Origin of the sequence: Bradyrhizobium sp. BRP56, from assembly GCF_020194035.1 — a bacterium.
GTDB lineage: Bacteria > Pseudomonadota > Alphaproteobacteria > Rhizobiales > Xanthobacteraceae > Bradyrhizobium > Bradyrhizobium australafricanum.
In genome coordinates, this window is sequence record NZ_JADYVV010000026.1 from 77,013 (window position 1) to 99,553 (window position 22,541).

17 protein-coding genes and 1 tRNA gene are annotated in these 22,541 nt (G+C 61.3%); 10 read left to right on the forward strand and 8 right to left on the reverse strand.

From position 1 onward, the window contains the following. Positions 1-5 precede the first annotated feature (5 nt). From I6F38_RS19620 to I6F38_RS19630, 3 genes are read right to left on the reverse strand one after another with little or no spacing between them, the layout of a single operon-like run. The gene (locus tag I6F38_RS19620) at positions 6-617 is read right to left on the reverse strand and encodes a DUF1788 domain-containing protein (protein WP_225161487.1); all 612 of its coding nucleotides are present in this window, start codon (positions 615-617) and stop codon (positions 6-8) included. Between the two features lie 2 nt (positions 618-619). Continuing rightward, entirely contained in the window at positions 620-1,237 is a 618-nt protein-coding gene (locus I6F38_RS19625) for a DUF1819 family protein (protein WP_225161488.1), read from the reverse strand. Next, positions 1,237-2,160, reverse strand: coding sequence for a WYL domain-containing protein (locus I6F38_RS19630; protein ID WP_225161489.1), 924 nt, complete (start codon positions 2,158-2,160; stop codon positions 1,237-1,239). The genes I6F38_RS19625 and I6F38_RS19630 overlap by 1 nt, the downstream gene beginning before the upstream one ends. A 138-nt stretch (positions 2,161-2,298) precedes the next feature. Here I6F38_RS19630 and I6F38_RS19635 point away from each other — a divergent pair, with 138 nt between their 5' ends. The 4 genes from I6F38_RS19635 (at position 2,299) to I6F38_RS19650 (ending at position 11,881) form a co-directional block, all read left to right on the forward strand. Beyond that, a complete protein-coding gene (locus tag I6F38_RS19635) occupies positions 2,299-2,442 on the forward strand; it encodes a hypothetical protein (RefSeq protein ID WP_225161490.1) in 144 nt (47 codons plus the stop codon). 18 nt (positions 2,443-2,460) lie between these two features. Then, positions 2,461-5,115 carry a PD-(D/E)XK nuclease family protein gene (locus I6F38_RS19640; protein ID WP_225161491.1) on the forward strand — a complete coding sequence of 885 codons (2,655 nt, stop codon included), beginning with the start codon at positions 2,461-2,463 and terminating at the stop codon, positions 5,113-5,115. Further along, positions 5,115-8,510 carry a UvrD-helicase domain-containing protein gene (locus tag I6F38_RS19645; RefSeq protein WP_225161504.1) on the forward strand — a complete coding sequence of 1,132 codons (3,396 nt, stop codon included), beginning with the start codon at positions 5,115-5,117 and terminating at the stop codon, positions 8,508-8,510. The genes I6F38_RS19640 and I6F38_RS19645 overlap by 1 nt, the downstream gene beginning before the upstream one ends. A 314-nt stretch (positions 8,511-8,824) precedes the next feature. Further along, positions 8,825-11,881, forward strand: a complete 3,057-nt coding sequence (locus I6F38_RS19650; RefSeq protein WP_225161492.1) for a UvrD-helicase domain-containing protein — start codon at positions 8,825-8,827, stop codon at positions 11,879-11,881. Between the two features lie 884 nt (positions 11,882-12,765). Here the strand turns inward: I6F38_RS19650 and I6F38_RS19655 are convergent. Together I6F38_RS19655 and I6F38_RS19660 are read right to left on the reverse strand one after the other, a co-directional pair. Further along, positions 12,766-14,322, reverse strand: a complete 1,557-nt coding sequence (locus I6F38_RS19655; RefSeq protein ID WP_225161493.1) for a DUF6538 domain-containing protein — start codon at positions 14,320-14,322, stop codon at positions 12,766-12,768. 85 nt (positions 14,323-14,407) lie between these two features. Beyond that, positions 14,408-14,494 (reverse strand) — tRNA-Leu (locus I6F38_RS19660). A 146-nt stretch (positions 14,495-14,640) separates the two neighbouring features. Between I6F38_RS19660 and I6F38_RS19665 the strand changes: the two genes are divergently transcribed. Further along, positions 14,641-15,612 carry a complex I NDUFA9 subunit family protein gene (locus I6F38_RS19665; protein ID WP_225161494.1) on the forward strand — a complete coding sequence of 324 codons (972 nt, stop codon included), beginning with the start codon at positions 14,641-14,643 and terminating at the stop codon, positions 15,610-15,612. 299 nt (positions 15,613-15,911) lie between these two features. Here the strand turns inward: I6F38_RS19665 and I6F38_RS19670 are convergent, their stop codons facing one another. Further along, complete coding sequence (locus I6F38_RS19670) at positions 15,912-16,718, reverse strand: undecaprenyl-diphosphate phosphatase (RefSeq protein WP_028341730.1); 807 nt, start codon at positions 16,716-16,718, stop codon at positions 15,912-15,914. A 263-nt stretch (positions 16,719-16,981) separates the two neighbouring features. Between I6F38_RS19670 and I6F38_RS19675 the strand changes: the two genes are divergently transcribed. From I6F38_RS19675 to I6F38_RS19685, 3 genes are read left to right on the forward strand one after another with little or no spacing between them, the layout of a single operon-like run. Then, entirely contained in the window at positions 16,982-17,674 is a 693-nt protein-coding gene (locus I6F38_RS19675; RefSeq protein WP_057020382.1) for a glutathione S-transferase family protein, read from the forward strand. Continuing rightward, a complete protein-coding gene (queG, locus tag I6F38_RS19680; protein ID WP_225161495.1) occupies positions 17,623-18,813 on the forward strand; it encodes a tRNA epoxyqueuosine(34) reductase QueG in 1,191 nt (396 codons plus the stop codon). Before I6F38_RS19675 ends, queG begins: the two co-directional genes overlap by 52 nt. Before the next feature lie 34 nt (positions 18,814-18,847). Then, positions 18,848-19,645, forward strand: a complete 798-nt coding sequence (locus I6F38_RS19685) for an acyl-CoA thioesterase domain-containing protein (protein ID WP_225161496.1) — start codon at positions 18,848-18,850, stop codon at positions 19,643-19,645. Positions 19,646-19,751: 106 nt separating this feature from the next. Here I6F38_RS19685 and I6F38_RS19690 read toward each other — a convergent pair whose 3' ends face one another. Both I6F38_RS19690 and I6F38_RS19695 read right to left on the reverse strand, forming a co-directional pair. Continuing rightward, entirely contained in the window at positions 19,752-20,219 is a 468-nt protein-coding gene (locus tag I6F38_RS19690) for a nuclear transport factor 2 family protein (protein ID WP_225161497.1), read from the reverse strand. Between the two features lie 178 nt (positions 20,220-20,397). Continuing rightward, the gene (locus I6F38_RS19695; RefSeq protein WP_225161498.1) at positions 20,398-21,192 is read right to left on the reverse strand and encodes an alpha/beta hydrolase; all 795 of its coding nucleotides are present in this window, start codon (positions 21,190-21,192) and stop codon (positions 20,398-20,400) included. Between the two features lie 228 nt (positions 21,193-21,420). Here I6F38_RS19695 and infC point away from each other — a divergent pair, with 228 nt between their 5' ends. Both infC and rpmI read left to right on the forward strand, forming a co-directional pair. Further along, positions 21,421-21,960, forward strand: coding sequence for a translation initiation factor IF-3 (gene infC / locus I6F38_RS19700; protein ID WP_026192043.1), 540 nt, complete (start codon positions 21,421-21,423; stop codon positions 21,958-21,960). Between the two features lie 378 nt (positions 21,961-22,338). After that, on the forward strand, positions 22,339-22,539 hold the full coding sequence (gene rpmI / locus I6F38_RS19705) for a 50S ribosomal protein L35 (RefSeq protein WP_008539890.1): 201 nt from the start codon (positions 22,339-22,341) through the stop codon (positions 22,537-22,539). Positions 22,540-22,541: the final 2 nt, after the last annotated feature.

Below are 22,541 nucleotides of genomic sequence, written 5' to 3' on the forward strand. Positions count from 1 at the left end.
CCCCCTCAGACCTCGTAGTGCGTAATATTGAACGCCCGGTAATATTTGTCGTCGTGCAGAATTCCGAATAGATCGAGCGATGCGCCTGTTGCCAGGCTATGCGTGTACTTTCCTGGAAAGAACATCACGGTCGGCTTTTCCTTCGCGGTGCTCTGGAGGTTGTTCAATACATTATGCGACCGGACGTAGGGATAGACTTCGCCTACGCCCGACAGAAATAGGACATCGAACTCCTGGGTTGAGAGTCGCGCGGCGATCTCGGGAATGAGGTGCGTCTCGGGATCCAGAACACCTTGAAGAAGCTCCTTCAGTTCGTCCTTCTTGATGCCAGGCTCCGCCGCAAGGATCTCGTCCCAGATACCGCGTTCGCGCAGCAAGGCAACGCTGAGGTCGTAGATGTTGATCTCGACTACACGCACGCCGCGGTTTTCGAGTTGCTTCACTAGGCTCGCACGCATCGCATCCATGGCGGCTCCTTCATCAGCCGGATAGGGGCAGATGAAGAACGGCACTTCATTGCCGAGGCCCTGCTTCTTCAGGAAGCGCTCGCTCGCGATCACTTCTAGCAGGTGATCGAAGCGTTCTTTGGGGCTCAGCGCCTTGCTCGTTCGCGACATCGTTAGCTTCTCCGCAACTGTCGTTCGGCGCCCGGGAAAAAGCGGAGCTCTTCCGGGTTGCCGGCCTGAATCAGGGCGACCACGCGCGGCGACAGCATCGCACCGAGGATTCGGTCATCCTGCGACAGGATTTCAGCCTCACGCATGAGGCGAAAAAGCACGGCGCGAAGCTTGGCCCGCGTCGAGGTAGACAGAGCCGCAAGCTTCGGACACCATTCCTCCTTCGCGGACAGAAACCTATCGAAGTCATCGTAGGTTAGGTGGGTCCGCAACGACAGGAATCTGTCGCTCACGACCTCAACCGCAAACTCGCCGATAAATCTGTAGGCTCGACAGGCGGCGAGCCACAGGAGCGCGGCCTGCTCACTCCGGTCCCCTTCGATGAACAGAGCCAGCTCGTCAGGGGAAAGGAGCTTGAGGCGATTCACGATCTCGCGGATTGACCGACGCGCTGAACTTGTCTTGCGAACCGGAAATGCCCCTTTCTCCTGAGCCGCGGCCAAGGTCGAATCCCAATCAGCGCCAGGAAGATGAAGACGAGCGACTGCCACACTTTCATTGATGTAGAGGCCGCCGGTTCCGAAGGACATAAGGTAGGGACGCTGCTCCGCGCTCTGCATCAAGCACTCCCGCTGAGAGTTGCAGATGGCGCGGGGTCGTCAAGTTCGAACTCGGCACGCTTCAGCGCGCGCGCCGTCTCGGCCGCGTTGAGGGAAACAATGTGCTGGGTTCGGGGATCCTGCTGGGTTGCGTCGCCCAAAAGACCAAGACGCCTCAATACATAGAAGAGCATTGCATAGCGTGTCGTGAGGACGGCACGCTCATTCGTCATCCCGTAATCCTTCGCGACAACCGCGCGCTGGCTCGGCGTCAGGTGCGGGTGAGGACCTATCTCCACGTCGAAAGTCTCCTGCCACAACGTATCCTGATCGCGGCCAGGTCCCGGATTACCCATCTCGCGCAAATCGAGAATACGGGTAAGCAGGAAATCCTTGAACTTCTTGTCAACGTGACAATAGGCGCGCGCATGCCAGCGTAACCCGTCATAACCAAAGGCATGCGGTGTCATCCGACGCCACATCGGCTCTGCCCGCTCCCGGTTCATCGATTGGTAGTAGATTTCAATAGAGCGCTTGTCACGGATCGCACTGATGATTGCTCGCAGCACGATCGGATCGACCTCCCGCCGCGGGGTTAGAGCGATGTCCGTCTGCGGCGGATTGGCTATCCAGGAGTCACCGGGGTCGGTAAGTCCTTCGGCGAGGGAGCGGAGACGCGAGAGATAACTGTCCGGATCGGGCTTCAGAAAAATCGGTGAGAACTGCGGGCTCGCGACGTAGCGTTTCGCACTCTTGTCATAGATCGCATTCTGAGGCGCGCGCTCCTGATAAAGCGTTAGGTCCTTCGAGGCTTGCGGAACGGAGACGTCGAACATCTCGATGATGTCCGAGCGGTTGACTCCGCCCTCCCAGAACAGCCGAAACTCGATGAACTCGAGCCGGCGCTCCACACCCCATTTCAACGCCGCAGCGCCTTCTTTCATCGATCCAATCTCCGGGTACGTATAAAAAATACGTCCGTATAAAAACTATATGGACATAGGAACGATACCCGTGTATTTATTATCCCTATCAACGATGCTCGTCAATAGGGACGAGCTGGATATTGATGAGGGAAAACAATGGCGAAGCGCGGCTCGAATCAGGAAGTCACCAGCAAGAAGGCGGCGAGCGCTGCCTCCAAGGTCCTCCGGGACCCGAAAAGTAGCAAGGCGGCCAAGACGGCGGCGGGGTCGGCGCTGACCCAGCGTCCGAACAAGAAATAGTCTTGGGAGGAAGCGGTCATGCCCGTCGCGTGTAGATCAACACTTGTCGTGCATGGCCGCCTGGCCACGCGAGAAGGCCGCCTGTCCGCCGCTCGAGAGCGTCGTCACGGCCTCCAGATCATGCCCTTCGAGCAAGCGGCGGCGCGCCTTGCTGGCGGCTTCACCAAGACGATCGATGATGAGAGCTTACGCGCAGCTCTCCAGGCGGTACTTCGCACCACGCCTATGGGCGAGCTCGAAGGCATCAAGTCGCTCCCCGGCATGATCGATGCGGCGGCGGACACCCTGCACAAGGTCTGGCGCGCCGGCATCGATCTTTCGGCTCGCGCGGGTGACCATCCGCGGCTCGCCGCAATTGCTGAGCTTGAGGCCGCGGTCCTGGCGCAATTTCCAATCGGCATGATGCGTCCCGTCGATATCGTCGCCGCGGCTACAAGACGTATCGTCCACGCGCCAGCGGTCTTCGGATCGATAGAGATCGTTGGCCTCACCGAACTTTCGCCCTGCTGGCGGCCTCTGCTGAGAGCGCTTGCGGAGCATATCCCGGTGCAATGGACCGCCGGGCCAAGAACAACGCCGGCCTGGCTGGAAAGCACAGGCGTGCGTGTGACGCGGGCGCCATCTACCTCGCCTGCCGTCAGCGTCGTCAGCGCAGCCACGGCCTATCACGAAGCAATCGAGGCGATGCGTTGGGTGCGTTCGATCTTGGCCTCTGGCAAGGCTGCACCCTCCGACATCGCAATCGCCTCCGCCTCGACCGCCGACTATGATGATCACTTCCTGGCGCTGCGTGCTGATGCCAACATCGATCTGCACTTCGCCCAAGGCGTAAGGACTGTCACCACTCGCGACGGACAGGCGGCTGCGGCTTTAGCCGATATTGTTGTTCGCGGCCTGTCGCAGTCACGCCTTCGGCGTCTCGCTACGCTCTGCACCGATTCGGCGGCCTTCGAGTTCCTGCCTAAGGGATGGTTGAGCGTCCTGCCGAGCGATGCGCCATTGTCGACGCCGGACGCTTGGGGCCGCCTGTTGGCGCGGCTGACCCCCCAGGACTGGCCCGATGGTGTAGATCACTCTTCGACACTGCGCGCGGCTGTGAATCTGCTCGCCAGGGGGCCGAACGCGGCGCAAGAGATTGGCGATGCCTTCCTCAAAGGCCGGGCGCTAGCCGTCTGGCGTAAAGCCCTTCTCGCCGGACCGGCGGCCTCGATCGACACCACGCTTGAAACGCTAAAGCAAGACGACGGGCTGGAAGCCTGCGTGTCCGTCGCATGGATGCCGGCCAGCATGCTAGCGGCATCCCCGCGCCGCTTCGTGCGCCTGATCGGCCTCAACTCCTCTCGCTGGCCGCGCGGGATCGCCGAAGACCGGCTGATCCCACATCATATCATCTCCACCCCCGAACTCGATCCGCTGCCAGTCGGGCTCGCCGATCGCCGGGATTTCGAGACGATCCTGGCCACTACAACGGTTGAGGTCGTGCTCTCACGCGCCCGACGCGACAGCGACGGACGTCTCTTGGGACGGAGCCCGCTCCTCGCCGGGCACGGCGAGGAGATCTATCTCCGCCGCAACGCTGTGCCACTACATGCCTTCAGCGAAACCGACCGTCTCACAGCTCGGCCGCAGGAGTTCAGTGCATATCCGCAGGCGATCAGCGCACGAGGCTGCTGGCGTGACTGGCATCGCACCGAGATCACCGCGCACGACGGCCTCGTTCGGCCTGATCATCCACTCATTCTTGCGATCTTGAGCCGCACTCAGTCGGCCAGCTCGCTCCGGCGTCTGCTGCGCAACTCGCTGAGCTTCGTCTGGGTCTATGCGTTCGGCTGGCGCCTGCCCGAAAGCACCGCCGAACCCTTGGTACTCGACGCGATCGACGTCGGTGATCTCGTCCATATGGTTCTCGATCGCGCCTTGCGCGACCTTGAAAGCGCGGGCGGACTCGCGTCGGCCGACAGCGCGGCGATCATGACGGCAGTAGACAATGCCGCTCGCCTCATCGCCGCCGATTGGGAGAACAAGCGCGGGGTCCCGCCGGCCGTTATCTGGGAGCGCACTCTGGACGATGTACGCCTATTGGCGAGCCGGGCCCTCGCCTATCGCGACAATGGTCTGCCGGGCGCTCGCTCATATGTTGAGGTGCCATTCGGTGGGTCGGCGCCCAAGTCGACGGCGGCGCCCCCCTGGGATCCCACCTTGCCGGTCTCGATACCCGACGCGGGCTTCAAGATCGCAGGCTATATCGACCGGCTCGACATAGCCGGCGACGGCAGGCGCGCACTCGTTCGCGATTACAAGACCGGACGACCGCCGCGGACCGAAATCCGGCTGAACGGCGGTCGCGAGCTTCAGCGGTGCCTCTATGCATTCGCGGTGAAGGCGCTCTTGGGCGATGTCGAGATCACCGCCTCCTTACTATTCCCGCGTGAGCAGATCGATCTCCAGCTTGACGATCCTCAGGCGGTGCTTGCTGAGATCACCGGCTATCTTCGCTCGGCGAGGAACAGCGTCTTGGGCGGCGCTGCACTGCCTGGCCCAGACACGGGCGGCGACTATGACGAGTTGGCTTTCGCTCTGCCGGCGAACGCCAGCGCCACTTATTGCAAACGCAAGCTGCCGGCCGCGATCGAGCGGCTTGGCGATATTGCTCAGATCTGGGAGGCAGAATGATGAGAAGCGTATCCAAAGCTCTCAGGGACGACGGCGCTCGCCGCAACGCGATCAGCCTTCATGATCAATCAATCCTGGTGGAAGCCGGCGCGGGCTCGGGTAAGACCGCCGTCATGGCCGGGCGCATTGCTCTCATGCTTGCAGAGGGCATCCCGCCCCGTAGTATTGCCGCCGTCACCTTTACAGAACTGGCGGCAAGCGAGCTCCTCTCACGTGTTCGCGAATTTGTTGCCGACCTCACCGTCGGACGTATTGCGGCCGAGCTCCGTGTGGCGCTGCCCGATGGGCTGTCGCAGTCGCAGCGCGACAATCTCGTAGCCGCGAGCGCCGCTATCGACGAAATCGCCTGCTCAACCATCCACGGCTTCTGCCAGCGCTTGATCAAGCCCTTTCCGGCCGAAGCCGATATCGATCCGGGCGCCAGCGTCATGGACCCCAATCAGGCTGATCTCACCTTCATCGAGATCGTCGATGGTTGGTTGCGCGAGCGCTTGTCCAGTGATCGCGCCGGCATTCTCGCTGAAATGGTGCTGCATAGCCCTGGCGAGACCGTAAAGCTCATTCACAAGATTGCCGAAAATCTCAGGCGCCGACGCACTCTCTTAGCGCCACCCGCGACTCCGCTCGACGATCATGTGGCGTCCTTCCGGCAAGCGACGACGGATTTTGCAGCTTTCCTCCGCAACGCTGCAGCGATCGAACCCGAAACGTCGGCGATTGTCGACCGTCTGACCGACATGATGGCCGCGCTTGCCGCAGGCTTCGGTCCTGCGATGCCCTCGGGTTTGGTTCGCCTCCTTGCCTCGCGACTGCATCCTGATCTTTGCACGAAGGCAGGTGCATTCGCCTCCTACCGTAAGAAAGGGAAATGGACTGAAGCGGCGAAGCAGGCAGGCCTCTCAAAGGCGGATGGTGAGCGATTGAACGTCGCCGCCCAAGGCCACTACATCGCCTGCTGCGATGCCTGGACATCGCTTCTTCAGGCCACGGCCAGCCATGTTCTGACGTCATTGATCCAGGAAGCACGTCCGATCCTGCAACGCTATCGCGAGCACAAGCGCGCGAGCGCCCAGCTCGACTTCGACGATTTGATCTTTGCCGCGCGCAACCTGCTGCGCGATCATGATGATGTGCGGCGCTCGCTGGGGCAGCGCTTCGCGCACGTCCTCGTCGATGAATTCCAAGACACGGACCCCCAGCAGACCGAAATCTTCTGGCGGCTCTGCGGCGAGCCCGCCGTTGGAGAGACCGACTGGACTCGGTTTCGGATCCGACCAGGAGCGCTCTTTCTGGTTGGCGACCCCAAGCAGGCAATCTATCGCTTTCGCGGTGCCGACGTCGGCGCCTATGTGCAGGCACGCGACACTTTTCGCGCCCAGTATCCCGACAGCCTCCTGTCGATCTCGACGAATTTTCGCTCCTGCGCCTCGATTCTCACGTTCGTCAATGAGCGCTTCGAGGCCGTGCTGTCGGCGGACGGGCAACCCGGCTTCGCCGCCCTTGATCCATTCCATGAGGATCCCCGCGACGGATTGTGCGTTGCCGCCCTCGACATCCCGGTCGCCAATGAGAACGGAAAGGCGACTAGCGAGCAGCAGCGCGACGCCGAAGCCAATGCGGTGGCGGATTTATGCGCGCGCCTGATTGGCAGCCAACGCATTGTCGACCGGCGTAACGGCGCGGAAAGGATCTGCCAGCCGGGCGACATCGCTTTGCTGGCCCCAACCGGCGCCGAGCTGTGGCGCTATGAGGAGGCGCTGGAAAGTCGGGGAATTCCAGTGGCGACGCAGGCTGGCAAGGGCCTTTTCCGCCGGCAAGAGGTCCAAGACCTGATCGCGTTGACCCGTGTGCTCGCCGATCGGCGCGATACGCTGGCGCTCGGGGCGCTGTTGCGTGGTCCCTTGGTTGGCCTCACCGAAGAGGAACTGCTCGATATTGTCTGGACGCTCCCGCGTTCGGAGGAAGAGCCTGACCGGATTCCCCGCCTGGATCTCGACGTCGATGCCGCCAACATCACCCATTCGCTCGCACGCGAAGCGATCGAGAAGCTGCAGGCGCTTTACCGGCGCGGCAACAGCACAACACCTCATGAGCTTCTCTCGCAGACCGTCGACGTGATGCGAGTGCGCCCCCTTCTTCACGAGCGTCATCGCGGTCAGGCCGAACGCGCGCTCGCCAATGTCGATCTATATCTAAGCCTGTCGACCCGCTACGCTGTGCGCGGTCTTCGCGCTTTCGCTGAGGCCATGACCGCAGCTTGGACCGATGAAGCACGTGTGGTGGAAGGACGCCCGGACGCGCAGGAGGAAGCCGTCGCGCTCTTCACGATGCACGCCGCGAAAGGCCTGGAATGGCCAATCGTCATCCCTGTCAACACCATGACAGGCATCATGTCACCCGACAGCGCGATAGTCGACCGGCAGAATGATGCCTTCTATTGCCCGGTCTTCGGCGTCGAGCCGAACGGCTATGACGCTGCGCAGCAAGCAGAGAAGGATGAGCTGGATCGCGAGCGCATCCGACTCTGGTATGTCGCTGCGACACGCGCCCGCGAACTGCTCGTGCTGCCCCGGCTCGATGTGACTCCTGCAAGATCGGCCTGGATCGGTCTTCTCGATCTATCGCTCGCCGAACTTCCCGCACTCGACGTCCCCCATCGGCCGCTCGGAGAAGGGGCCGCTGACGCCGGGCCGAGCAACACCCAGACACGCGAAATCTTTGCTGCCGAGGCCGCCGCAATCGCTGCGCGGCAGACGCACCTCACCTGGCTGGCGCCCAGCCGCGACGAAAACGCCTCTGGCGCGGTGCTCCAAGAAGAAGAAGCCGAGATCTGGATAAGCGCCGCCGACGATCAGCCTCGAAATCTGGAGGCTACGATTCAGGTCCAGGGCGGACGTGAGCGCGGGCTGATCCTCCACAAGCTGATGGAAGAGGTCCTGAGTGGGGAAATCGATGATGCCGCTCCAGCCGTCATGGAACGCGCGAACGACCTGATCCGAGAGCTTGGTCGGTCGCCCGTTGCTGATCCCGCAGCAGGACTTTCGCCGGAAGAACTGGCACGCTGCATCGTTCGCACAATGGCCCTGCCGGAGATCGCGACGTTGCGGTTGGGGCTACTGGCCGAGTTTCCCGTATACGCCGCCTATGCCGACAGCGACGAGGAGACGGCGACCACCGGCATCGCGGACGCGCTGACACTGACCGCCGATGGCCGCGCCGCCGTTGTGGTTGACTGGAAGAGCGATGTGAACCCCGATCATCAGACGCTCGAGCACTATCGCTCGCAGGTCCGGACCTATCTCGACATGACTGGCGCCGAGCAGGGATTGATCGTGTTGATGACCACCGGCACGGTGGTCACTGTCTCGCCCTCGGCCCGGATGAAGGCGGCCTGAGAGGAAGGCGACCGATGTCATCACGCAAGCGTCCCGCCAGCCCCACTCATCATGACCTCTTCAATGAGGAGGTCTTGCAACGAAGGCAGCCGCCCCGGGGATAATCCCAAACCAGCACGTGCGAGCCAACGACCTGTCCGACGCAGGAGCAAGCAAGCCCGTCACCCTTAACCGACATGGTTCAATGAACCATTGATCGACAGCTCAGAACTCTGCTAACCCACTCAAATTGTATGGTTACTCCAGCGCAACTACGCTGGGCAGCGCTGTTGATTCTTGCAACAAATAAAATAATAGGCGCTAAGGAGGCAAACGTGGACGTCGAACTCTACGAGACCAAGGACTTCATGAACGCTCTCAGAACCATGAAGCTCTCCGGCGGCAGGAAAAGCAAAGCTGCAAGCCAAGTGCTCGCTATGCTTGGTAGCGTTTCGCGTTTTGAGGACCCGTTTGACGCACTCCGACTTACGAAACATGGCGAAACCAGAATTTCAGGGTGCGTAAAATACGACCTGCAAGATTTCTGTCGTCTCGTCACCGTTGTTGGAAACGGCTGCATTTTTTTGCTCTACGTGGGCGACCACAACGAAACAGACACATGGATTGAGAAGCACCGAGGACTCACAATCGGCGCAGTTGAGGGCAACCTTCTTGGAACGACAAAGATTTCAGATGAGAAAAGGGGGATATCGATTAGCAACGAACCAGATAATTGGTCCGGCATTCTAATTGACAGGCTGCCAGACGATCTATCTGAACAGCTGTTGGGACATCTTCCCTTTCGAGATGTAAAACCAATACGAGAACTTCTTGCGGGGAGTCCAGAAGGTCTCGTCAAGAGCAAACTCGCACATTTGGCCGATGAGAGCTTGCGAACGGCCCTCTTCGACATCCTCATTCTCCTCAACAATGGCGCCCTCGACGAAGCGCAAAACAGGGTGCTACACCACCTCGGGATGTTCAAACCACTTTCAGAACTTTCGCCAGACGAACTTGTCGAGCTCGACATGGGTGACAGTACAAGGAAAGTGGAGATCGGCTCTGTAGAATACAATAAGTGGGCTCAACGCTTCATCGAAACGAAGCATCCGTTTGAATGGTTCCTGTTTATGCATCCCGAACAGGAGAAGCTGGTACTGGCGGATTACTCCGGTCCTGCGAAGCTCTCAGGAGTGACGGGCTCGGGCAAGACGAGTATCGCCATCAAGCGCGCGGTGCGGCTGGCCAGTGAATACCAGGACGGCAAGATACTGATCTTGAGCCTGAATAGGGCACTCTGCGAGTTCATTTCCGAGATCGTGGATTTCGCGTGCGGAGATGACGCCGCCCTCAGGTCGCGAATCGAAGTGAACTCGCTTTTTTCGATTTGCCAACGTCTGCTCGTGGGATTTGAGCCCATGAGCGCCAAGCTGTACCGCGACGTGACGTGGCGGCTTGAGGAGCACAAGGATGAGGTCTATCGCGAGTTCTACCGTTGTCTCAACAACGTCAAGGACGCTGAAGTCCTTCGCCCTATCCACCGTCTACTGACCTCACAGTCGATCGAGGCGGAGCGATACCTCGCCGAGGAATTTGACTGGATCCGGAGTGCGCTTGGACGCGACAATCGCGCCGACTACAACGCGATTGCGCGACAAGGGCGAGGCTACAAGATCTCCGAGCAGCATAGGCCGGCCATACTCGAAGGGCTGGGCGGATGGGAGCGGAAGATGTCCGCCGTTGGCGTCATCGACTACATGGGCGTGGTCACAGCGCTGACAAAGCACACCGAACAAATCGAGCCCCAATACCGCTGCATCCTCGTCGATGAGGCTCAGGATTTCGGTAGCGTCGAGCTCTCCATCCTGCGGCGCCTCGTTAAGCCTGACAAGAATGACATCTTCCTCTGCGGTGACGCGGCGCAGCACATCCTACCCAAGCACCAATCGTTCGAATCCGCAGGAATAGACGTTAAGGGTCGATCCTTTGCTATCCGCCGCAACTACCGAAACAGCAGGGAGATTCTTAGGCTGGCACACAAGGTGCTAACATCAAATCTTTCCGAATTCCATTTCGAGATTGGAGAAATGGAGATTTCTGATCCCGAATTGTCCTATCGGTCTTCGTCCGAACCTCTGATCCTAGAAGCGCCTTCCCTCCAGGTCGAGATTGCGGCTGCACTTCGGCTTCTCGACTACAATGACGAGCTTGCCGCGCGACGCGGAGGCACTCACTCGGGCTGCATCGCGCTAGTAGGCTATTCTGGCTACGAAGTTCAGCAGTACGGCAAAGATATTGGGGTACCTGTGCTCGATGGCGCTTCACAATTTCTTCGCGGCAGTCGATTTTTGTCTGACCTGGAACAAACAAAGGGCTACGAATTCGACACGATGGTGATCGTAAACTGCGCCAAGGGAAATCTGCCGCCTTCATGGGCTCCCGAGCAGGAAGTTTTTCGAAGCGCAAGCGAATTCTACGTCGCAATGACGCGAGCGAAAACCCAGCTGATTCTGTCCTACTCAGGCACAATCTGCGATTGGCTATCTAACCTGGAGGTGCCTACTTCGAAGTGGTCGGACGTGGTCGCTTTGGATGATTTACCGGATTTGAGCTTACCGGGATTCCTCCAAGAGTTTCCTGACGTGGACATACTGGACGTTCGCGAACTTACAGGATCCGAGTTCATCTACACTCCTTACGCGCGGGGACTTGAAGTCGACCTTCAACAAAAGCTTGAGGAAGTCGTCGATGGGCGGGGCCTGCTTCAGGCGGGGACGCAACGACGGCTCAAGTGGAAGACAATGGGCTCACTTGGTGACGATCTAGCGACCGGCGGCGGCTCTACGTTTGGCCCAGTAGCCCGAGAAATAATCAAGACGCGTTTAATGCAAGCTTCTCTTGGTGCGCGCCCTACCATCAAGCCACGGCGGACCCAGCAATCCGCTGCCTCGATCACGTCTACCATAATTGTTGATAGCGAGCCCGCTCAACACCTGAGGACGATTGCGCGTGCAGGGAGCCTGGAGGTGCTAGGCCTACCGGCCCGAGACATGGCGCTATTGCATTCACTGAATATACGGTCACTGCGCGAACTAATCAACGTAAGCGAGAAAGTGCTCGCCCCGCACCTCAGCAGAAAAAAAATCGCGACTTTGAAGGACTATGCCAGGTCGCTCGCGAGGCCGCCCGCTAACGTTGAGATCACATTGAGCGAAATCGGATTCTCAGATCGTGTCGTCGATGTGCTCGGGGGCATCGGCGTCAAAAAGCTATCCGACTTTGGCCGAATCTCCCGTTCGGACCTTTACGCCCAGTCGAGTCTCGGCACTATCGATGTCCAAAGGATCCTACGGGTCTGTCAGGAGGAAGGCGTAAAGCTGCGGGATAGCTGACCGTCGCGAGCGCGCAGCTATAATCCCTTCACGGCTGAAGTTATACCAGCGCCGGTTCCTTGGCCATTGGCGCTTACAACGCGCCCCTCCGTCTGGGCCTCAGAGAGGTTCTGTTCAGAAGAAGAAGAGCACCACATACGATGAACGACCAGCGAGTCACGGCACGCTGCCCGCACAGAACCAAGGTAGTCAGCGAGGCTACGTCGTTGCTGCTCTGATTCCCAATCCGATCTGGCGAAAGCCATCGGACGCAGAGCAATTGATCATAGGATGTGTTGACGTGCCAAACGATGGTCGTTTCGTTGCTGTGCTTAGTCGTTGACTTGCTAAATTGCTCGCCTGTTCAGTTGTCGGCTTGCTAATCCTTAGCTCGCCATCTCGATAACCCGATGACTTGCTGGCTGCTAGTTTCTTAACTTGCCGACTTGCTAGCTTGTTGGCTCGTGGCCTAGCTCGCTTGCTAACCTGTCTACTTGCCAGTTCGTCGGCTTGATAGGTTGCTTACCTGCACGCCGGCTCACCCGCTGACTCGCTGGCGCCAGGGTTCGTACGCAAGAGAACACTGATATGAGACCCGTCGATTCCGTCTTTGCAGTTCTGGATCCAATCAACGGGGGCAATGATTTCCCCCGCCGTGATGTTCGATGACAACCTCCGGCAACGGCTGTCGGGCAAGAAGGCGAGATGACGAATGAGGTCGCCGGCCGAGGTTGATCGACGACATCGTCCGGTGCTTAAAGCGACTGAGCTAGCGTCGCTCCGTCCACGTCGATCGCTTCGATCTTCTCCAGCCAACGGCGGAGCGACGCCCATGGTATGGAGGGGAGGGACAGGTTGGCATTTGATCGTCGAGTGTTGGCATTGCCCCGAAGAGGGAGGGATTCTCACCCCCCGTCCGGATTTTTTGTGGCCTCGAGATCGAGCTCTGGAATTTTCTTCAACTCGCGAAACAAGGCTTCCATCGGAAACTCGCCATAGCTGTCAGCGACGCTCTTTTGCCCGTGACCGGTGATTGCCTCAAGGATGTCCTTCGCAAGTCCGTGCCGACGTCCCAGCGTTTTGATTCGATGCCGCCAGGAATGGCTGGGCGAAAGGCGTGGATCGACAATGCCGAGCGCACGCACAAATCGGCCGATGACCTTCGTGCCGTTTCCACCTCGTTTGCCAAACTTATCGGGTGGCAGATGAGGAAAGAGTGGGCCCGATTTAACGCTTGCAACGAATTTCAAAAACCCGCGATCGATCAGCGCGGGATGCAGTGGGATGGTGCGTTCCGAACTGCTATTTTTGAGCGGACCCGCTTCCGGGTCAAATTTCATGCACCAGATCCGGTCGATTTCAACTACGTCCTCGACCCGCAACTGGCAAAGTTCGGAGACCCTCGCGCCAGAATAGGCCCCGAGCCACGGTACCCAGCGGCGGACCGCATCTTTCTCCAGCAAGGATGCCGCCAAAATCACACGGGCTTCCTCATCGGTAAAGCTGCGCTTCTTCTCGGTAGCTATCGCCTTTACCTCGATCGTGACATGATCGGCTGGGTTCTTAGCGATCCGGCGATTATCGACACCCCACTGCAGAATCGCCCTCACCGGTGCCAATTTGGCGTCCTGAATCGTCTTCGGCCGCAAGCCGGCCTCTACCATTGAGCCTTTCCAGGTGATCAGGTCTTCGCTCGAAATTCTGCCGGCGTCATCGTGTCCAAGAAACGCCTCGAGCTGCCGCAGCACACGGTTCCATTCATAAAGCGTCTTCTGCGCGGGTTTGCGCTCGGAGGACCATCCTTTGATGAGTTCGGCTAGCGGCACCGTCGAGCCCGCGCCGGGCGTCGGAGAGTTGGCTTGCCACATCCCGCCAGCCCTGGAGTCGATGCCAAATTCGCCCTTCGCGTACCGCGCAAGCGTTAGGCTGGCGCGCTGAATCGCAAAACTGAGCGCTTTAGCGAGAACCAGTTCGCTGTCGGGGTTGACCACCAGACCCTTCGCGGCAAGGCAGTCCTTGGCACTGGCACGGCACCAATTCTCCATGTCGCGAAGCTTGGCGGCGTCCGGATCGTATTCAGAAAGAAAGTTTGACGTCAGCGGGCCAGCGAGAGCAGCTGGGGAACTCCATAGCCGTTCGCCGAGATCCACCCGCCAGGTGGTTTGTCCGCTAGGATTGTCCTTGTAGGCCGCCAGCCAGCGATCATGCGCTTGGGCGGCCAGTTCGTGAGCCTCTCGTTCGCTTAGCGTGCGGACCCCGCCGCGCAGGTTTGCCCACCGGGCCTCGACCTCAGCCAGTGCTTCGGCGTGCCGACGCCGGGCGATCGATGGGTCCTTCGTCTGCAGACTGCGCTTCTCTTCGCGCTTGCCAACGAGCGCGCGCAATTCCGCGGGAACGGCTCTGCGAAACCAATAGACACCGCTGTCGGGATGCTTCCAGGGACGAGACATAGTGAGGGGCATTTGTACCAGCCTTTTGTACCAAGCCGGTAGCCCTAAGTCTCTGATTTTGCATTAGTTGTGGAGAAACAATCACCTAAAAGAACGGTGGTGCCCAGGAAAGGACTCGAACCTTCACGGCCGTTAAGCCACTGGCACCTGAAGCCAGCGCGTCTACCAATTCCGCCACCTGGGCATGTGGAGCGGCTTAGTAAGGATCGGTTGCGCGCTTGTCAAATTCGCGATTGGAAATTCAAATACCCTGTACAGGATAAGGCCGATGGCGTATCGCCAGACGGTTAACCTACGTCAATCGCTCTCGAATCCCACAGGAATCACCCCATGGCATCGAACCTGGACACGCTGGTCACGGTCTTCGGCGGATCGGGTTTTCTGGGGCGGAACGTGGTCCGGGCGCTCTGCAAGCGCGATTACCGCGTCCGAGTCGCGGTGCGGCGGCCCGAGCTGGCCGGCCATCTGCAGCCGCTCGGCCGGGTCGGGCAGATCCATGCCGTCCAGGCCAATGTGCGCTACCCGGCCTCGGTCGAGGCGGCGATGCGTGATTCGCATATCGCCATCAACTTGGTCGGCATCCTGGCCGAGGGCGGCGGGCAGAGCTTCGATGCCGTGCAGGTGAAGGGCGCCGAGACCATCGCCAAGGCGGCGGCGGCCGCTGCCGGCGGGCGGATGGTCCATGTCTCGGCGATCGGGGCCGACGCGGATTCGCCCTCGAGCTATTTCCGCGCCAAGGCGGAGGGCGAGGCGGCGGTGCTGGCGGCCTTGCCGTCGGCCACCATCATGCGACCGTCGCTGCTGTTCGGGCCCGAGGATCAGTTCACCAACCGCTTTGCGGCGCTGGCACGGATGTCACCGGTGCTGCCGCTGGTCGGCGGCGGGGTCAACACGGTGCAGCCGGCCTATGTCGGCGACGTCGCGGACGCCGTGGTCCATGCCGTGGACGGCAAGGCGAAGCAGGGCGCAGCTTACGAGCTCGGCGGGCCGGAAGTGCTGACCATGCGCGAGGTGATGCAGATCATCCTCAAGATCACCCAGCGCGATCGCATGCTGGCGCCGCTGCCGTTCGGCCTCGCCAAGTTCCAGTCGTACTTCCTGCAGTTCGCGCCGGGGCCGTTCACGCTGACGCCGGACCAGGTTGAGATGCTGCGTTCGGACAATGTGGTGTCCGACGCCGCCAGGGCCGCCGGCCTGACCTTCGCAGGCCTCGGCATCGCGCCGGATTCGATGGAAGCGATCGCCCCGCAATATCTCTGGCGCTTCCGCGCGACGGGTCAGTTCCAGAAGAAGAGCGCGTAGGCAGCTTTCTCCACCTGTCGTCCCGGCCAAGCCAACGGGTCGCGCGAACGCGCGCCCGATGACAGGCTCCGCGCGAGCCGGCACGGCACCACTACGTTTTTCCCACGCTACCAAGCCCTTCCCCGTCATCCCCGCGCAAAGGCTTTGCCTTTGTCGCTGGAGGTGCGAGCCTTGCGGCGCAATTGCGCCGCTGGGCGAGCCTCGAAGGATGAACGGCCGAGATCGGGGCCGTCGCCCTTCGAGACGGCCGCTTTGCGGCCTCCTCAGGGTGAGGGTGATGGGATGGTGTCCGTCGCGCCTTACCGTCCCATCGCCAGCGCGATCAGGCCGAGCGTGCCGACGATCACGCGCCACCAGGCGAAGAAGGTGAAGCCGCGGCGGGTGACGAAGTTGAGGAAGGCCCGCACCACGATCATCGCCGTGATGAACGACACCACGAAGCCGACCGCGATGACGCTGAGATTGTCGGAGGTGAAGTCGGCCCGGTTCTTGTAGAAATCATAGGCGAACGCGCCGACCATGGTCGGGATCGCGAGGAAGAACGAGAACTCCGCCGCCGAGCGCTTGTCGGCGCCGAGCAGCATCGCCGCCACGATGCTGGCGCCCGAGCGCGACACGCCCGGAATCATCGCCAGGCACTGCGCGACGCCGATCCAGAAATACATCAGCAGCGGGAAGCGGGTCGCATCGTCCTCGTACACTTTGAGATCGAGCTGATCGACCCACAGCAGCACGGCGCCGCCGACGATCAGCGTGAAGCAGACCACCCACGGATTGAACAGGAACTCCTTGATGTATTTGCCGGCGATCAGGCCGATCACGACCGCGGGCAGGAACGCCACCAGCACACCGATCACGAAGCGGCGGTCGTCGGGATTGGTGAACATGCCAAGCGCCACGCGCCACAATTTGACGAAGTAGAGCGCGAGGATCGCGAGGATCGCTCCGAGCTGGATCAGGATCGCAAAGCTCTTCCAGAAATTGCCTTCGCCCAGATTGAAGAAGCGCTCCGCAAGCAGCAGGTGGCCTGTCGAGGAGACCGGCAGGAACTCCGTGACGCCCTCGATGATGCCGAGAATCACCGCCCGCAGCATATCCGTCATCATGTTGTGGCCTGCCCTGTGTGGAAAACGGGATTCTTCTCGCTTATTCGCACATTGGCCGCAATCGCAAAAAATCGTCAAACAATGGGTTACCCGGCCGATTTGCTGAGCTATAGCGTTTTTGTGACCCGCACCATCTGCGGGGGTGGCTACCGGTTTGCGTGCTGACGCGACATAGAGACGACCGGAACTGGTCTGGCCAAAGCACAGGTCCAGGCCGCACAGGTTGATGATTTCTTAAGCGCCGCGAAACTACCAAGGGCTTCATGTACACGCTGTATCACCATCCGTTCTGTCCGCATTCGCGCTTCATTCGCCTCGTGCTCGGCGAGTATGGGCTCGATTTGCGTCTTGTGGAGGAACGGGTGTGGGAACGGCGCGAGGCGTTCCTGGCGCTCAATCCGGCAGCCACCACGCCGGTACTGATCGCCGAGAGCTTTCCGCCGATTCCGGGTGCGCCTGTGATCGCCGAATACGTCGACGAGACGCACGGCCTCGATGCCGGCGATCGGCGGTTGTTGCCGACGTCGACGGCCGAGCGCGTCGAGGTGCGCCGGCTGATGGCGTGGTTCAACGAGAAATTCTTCGAGGAAGCCTCCAACCCGCTGGTGACCGAGCGGATCTACAAGCGCTTCATGAGCGAGGACAATGGCGGCGGCCCGCCGGCGCCCGACATCATGCGCGCCGCCAAGGTCAATGTGCGCTATCATCTGAGCTATATCGGCTGGCTGGCGAAGACGCGGAATTATCTCGCCGGTGACCGCCTGACCTACGCGGATCTCGCCGCCGCGGCGCATCTCTCGGCGATCGACTATCTGGGCGACGTGCCATGGAGCGAGGACGACGCGGCAAAGTCGTGGTACGCGCGGGTGAAGTCCCGCCCGTCGTTCCGCCCGCTGCTCAGCGAATGGCTGGCGGGGGTGCCGGCGTCGCGCACCTATGTGGACCTCGACTTCTGAACCCGGCGGTCAGGCTCTCCCCTTCCGATCTCAAAGCAGCGCTTCAGCGCGAGGCGCATGCGCTCGGCTTCGACGCCGTCGGCTTCACCGCGCCTGATGCGACCAGCGAGGCCGGAAAATATTTCTTCGAATTCCTCGGCTCCGGCGGCCAGGGCGACATGGACTGGCTCGCGGCCAATCCGGAGCGGCGCGCCGACCCGCGCGTGCTGTGGGGCGGCGTGCGCTCGATCATCATGCTCGGCGTCAACTACGGGCCCGACGACGACCCGCTCGACATCCTTGCACGCCGGTCGCATGGCGCGATCTCGGTCTATGCGCAGGGCGACGACTATCACGACGTGATCAAGAAGCGGCTGAAGGTCCTGGCGCGCTGGCTCGCCACGATCACCGGCGATGAGGTGAAGGTGTTCGTCGACACCGCCGCTGTCATGGAGAAGCCGCTTGCCCAGGCAGCCGGCATCGGCTGGCAGGGCAAGCACACCAACCTCGTGTCGCGCGAATTCGGCTCGTGGCTGTTTCTCGGCGCGATCTATTCGGCTACCGAGCTGCCGCGCGATGTTGCCGAGGCCGATCATTGCGGCAGCTGCCGCGCCTGCCAGGACATCTGTCCGACCGCGGCGTTCCCCGCGCCCTACAAGCTCGATGCGCGGCGCTGCATCTCGTATCTGACGATCGAGAACAAGGGCCCGATCCCGCACGAATTCCGCAAGAGCATCGGCAACCGCATCTATGGCTGCGACGATTGCCTCGCGGTGTGTCCGTGGAACAAGTTCGCGCAAGCGGGGCGCGAGCAGAAGCTCGCCGCGCGCGATACGTTGCGGGCGCCCGCGCTCGCCGATCTCGCACGGCTCGATGATGCCGCATTCCGCGCACTGTTCACAAAGTCGCCGGTCAAGCGCATCGGCCGCGACCGCTTCATCCGCAATGTGCTGATCGCGATCGGCAACTCCGGTGACGCAAGCCTTGTCGGCGAAGCGCGGCGTTTGCTCGACGACGCGAGCCCGCTGGTGCGCGGCGCCGCGGTGTGGGCGCTGTCGCAACTGATCGCCCGCGAAGCATTCGCGGCGCTGGCATCGCGCGCCGGCGGCGAGCCCGACGTCACCGTGCAGCAGGAGTGGCGCGCGGCCACCGCCTCTTGATTTCATCGCGCCATTCCCGTCATGGTCGCACGCCATGACAAACCAGCCCTTCTTCACCAGGCACGGCGACGGCTTCATGCCGACGGCCGTTGCGAACGGACCGTGGAGTCCGGAATCCCTGCACGGCCGCGTCGTGATCGGCCTGCTCGCCTTCGTCATCGAGGAGCGCCACGGCTCCGACGATTTCGTCCCCGCCCGGCTGACGGTCGACATGTTCCGGCTGCCCAACATCACGACGCCGATCGAGGTGACGACCAAGCTGGTGCGCGACGGCATGCGCATCAAGATGATCGAGGCCGAGTTTGTCTCCGGCGGCACCAGCATGGCGCGCGCCTCCTGCCAATTGTTGCGCCGGACGGAAAATGCCCCCGGCAATGTGTGGTCGCCGCCGAACTGGCAGGTGCCGGCGCCATCAGACATTCCGAAGCCGACCGATCCGAGGCTCGGCATGAACGGCAAATGGGAGACGCGGCCGATCGTCGGCCATATGGGCTCGCTCGGCGAGCGACGGCTCTGGATGAGCGAGGTGCGCGAGCTCGTCGCGGGCGTGAAGATGACGCCGTTCGTCCATGTCGCGACCGGCGCGGATTTCGCCAGCCCCTTCGCCAATGCCGGCGACCAGGGGCTCGGCTACATCAACAGCGACGTCACGATCTACCTGCATCGCTTGCCGGTGACCAACTGGATCGGCTTCGAGGTCGTCAACCATCACGCCACGGACGGCATCGCGATCGGCGAATGCTGGCTCTATGACGAGAAGGGTCCGATCGGCACCTCCACGGTGGCGGCGCTCGCCCAGCGCAAGCCGATGACCAATCCGCCACCGCCGTAGGCTCTCACCGTCGTCATTGCGAGCGAAGCGAAGCAATCCATGTCTCGGCTTGCCGAGGCGTGGATTGCTTCGTCGCTTCGCTCCTCGCAATGACGACGGAGAGTCCTCACGCCAGATGCCGCTGCATCTCCGGCCGCGCTTTCAGCTCCGCGCCCTGCTTGCCGACAATCTTGGCGATGCGCTCCGGCGCGAAGTTCAAATCGACGAAAGCCGGCGCGGTGTTGGCGACCTCGTGGTATTCCGTGATCTTGCCGTCGCGCAGCCGCATGATCGCGACACCCTCGAACATCGCACGCGCGCCCTTGGCTTCCGGCAAGGTCGAGCGGTAGCTGAACGTGTAGCGCGCGTAGAGCGTGGTACCGTCGCTGACGGGATCGTGCATCACCCAGCGGAAATCGGTCGCGGTCCGGTAGAACCAGTCGTCGATCATCTCGGCGATTTTGCCGTGGCCCTTGAAGGCACCGTAGAACACATCGTGATAGACGCCGTCCTCGGTGAAAAGGCTCGCGAAGGCCTTGCCGTTGCGCTGCTCGACCGCGTCGCAGAACGCGCGCAGCATCGTTGTCGTGTCCATTGGTATTCTCTCCCGGCTCCTCGCTTCTTCTTCCCTCTCCCCTTGTGGGAGAGGGTGGATCGAATGAGCGAGAGCTCATTCGAGACGGGTGAGGGGTCTGTGTCCGCGGAGAGAACCCCTCATCCGGCGCGGACATCGTCCGCGCCACCTTCTCCCACAAGGGGAGAAGGAAAAAAGCTTAGCCGATCTCCGCCACCGCGGCGATGATCCGGGCGATGTCCTGCGGACGCGACAGGCGGTGGTCGCCGTCCTGGATCATGGTGAGCACGACGTCCTCGGCCGGCAGGCGGTGTACCAGCGCGAAGGCGTGCTTCCACGGCACGTCGGGATCCTGCGCGCCCTGCAGGATGCGCACCGGGCAGCCGACGTCGATCTTGCTTCCGAGCAGCAAATGATTGCGGCCCTCCTCGATCAGATTGCGGGTGATCGGATAGGGCGTGCCGTCGCCATAGTCGGACGGACGCAGCCACATGCCCTTGGCCTCGATCTCGGCGCGGACCTCCGGCGAGAAGGCCTTCCACATCAGCTCCTCGGTGAAGTCGGGCGCCGGCGCGATCAGCACGAGGCCGGCGAGCTGTGCCTTCCCGTTCCCGCGCCTAGCGATCTCACGCGCAAGCAGCAGCGCCATCCAGCCGCCCATCGAAGACCCGATCACGACCTGCGGCCCGCTGCAGAACTGCGAGAACACGGCCACGCTCTCCTCGAGCCAGCGGCCGATGGTCCCGTCGGCGAACTCGCCGCCGGATTCGCCATGGCCGGAATAGTCGAACCTGACCGAGCTGCGGCCGTGCTCGGCCGCCCATGCATCGAGCGCCAGCGCCTTGGTGCCGGCCATGTCGGACTTGAAACCGCCGAGCCAGATCAGTCCCGGGCTGCTGCCGGCGCGGGCGCGCACCGCGATCCGGCGCGCCTCACTGCCCTCGCCGACCTCGATGAAGGCAGGTTCCTGTTCCGATGCGGCGGTTTGGCTCATGGTTCGGTCACTCGCGTGTCAGACATCTGCTTTTCAATTGTCGCGCGGCACCGGTCAACGGCTGCGCCCCCGCCTTGCGGAGCAGACGCGCCCGCTATATGTGCCGGGCGTGGCCAAAATGCCTCGCAATTGGCGGTTTTGCCGCTTAAGGAAGCGAGTTCGCTTGCCCGTTGCAGCATCTTGCTTCAAAATATCGGCCTTCCCTTTCACAACTTTGGAGAGTTACCCATTCGCCGTCCCAATAGAGCCCCGCCCACAGTCGCCAAAGAAGGGCCGCGCACCAATGACGAGATTCGCAACGCACAGATCCAGCTGATCGATGCGGAGGGTGTCAATCAGGGCACCGTCGAAACCATGGTGGCCATCAAGATGGCCATGGAAGCCGGCATGGATCTCGTCGAGATTTCGCCGAATACCAGCCCTCCCGTCTGCAAGATCATGGACTACGGGAAGTACAAGTATTCCGCGCAGAAGAAGGCTGCCGAAGCTCGCAAGAAGCAGAAGGTCGTCGAGATCAAGGAGATCAAGCTCCGCCCGATGATCGACGATCACGACTATGACGTGAAGATGCGCGCGATGCAGCGCTTCTTCGAGGAAGGCGACAAGGTCAAGATCACCTTGCGCTACCGCGGTCGTGAAATGGCGCACCAGGAGATCGGCACCAAGCTGTTGGACAAGGTCAAGGCCGACGTCGCCGAATTCGCCAAGGTCGAGCAGGACGCGAAGTTCGAGGGCCGCCAGGTCGTGATGGTGCTGGCGCCGCGCTAGTTCGAATTTGTCGCTTTGTTGAAATGAAATGGCCCGTCAGGCGATCTGGCGGGCTGTTTCGTTTCCGTAGCCCGGATGGAGCGCAGCGCAATCCGGGGGCCGGTGCGTCCGCGGCGCGACCTGCCCCGGATTGCGCTGCGCTCCATCCGGGCTACCGGGTTCCGGCCCCGATTTCCCGCCTGAAACGTTGCAAAACCGCCGATCCTCTGTCATAAGCCGGGCCTTCGCCGCCCGGCTGATCAAGGGCTGCCGTGGCGACGTCTGGTGCAGGTTCTTTCAATTCGGAAAAAACCTTAGCACTTTCAACGCTCTAACGAGCATTTTAGCCGGCCGGACGCCTCTCGGGGCGATTTTCGTGCTGTGCGACAGGAGAGCCAAATGCCCAAGTTGAAGACCAAGTCGGGCGCTAAAAAGCGCTTCAAGGTGACCGCCACTGGCAAAGTCATGCACGCCCAGCGCGGCAAGCGCCACGGCATGATCAAGCGGACGAAGAAGCAGATCCGTCAGCTCCGCGGCACCCGTGTGCTGTTCAAGACCGACGGCGACAACGTCAAGAAGTACTTCTTGCCGAACGCCTGATC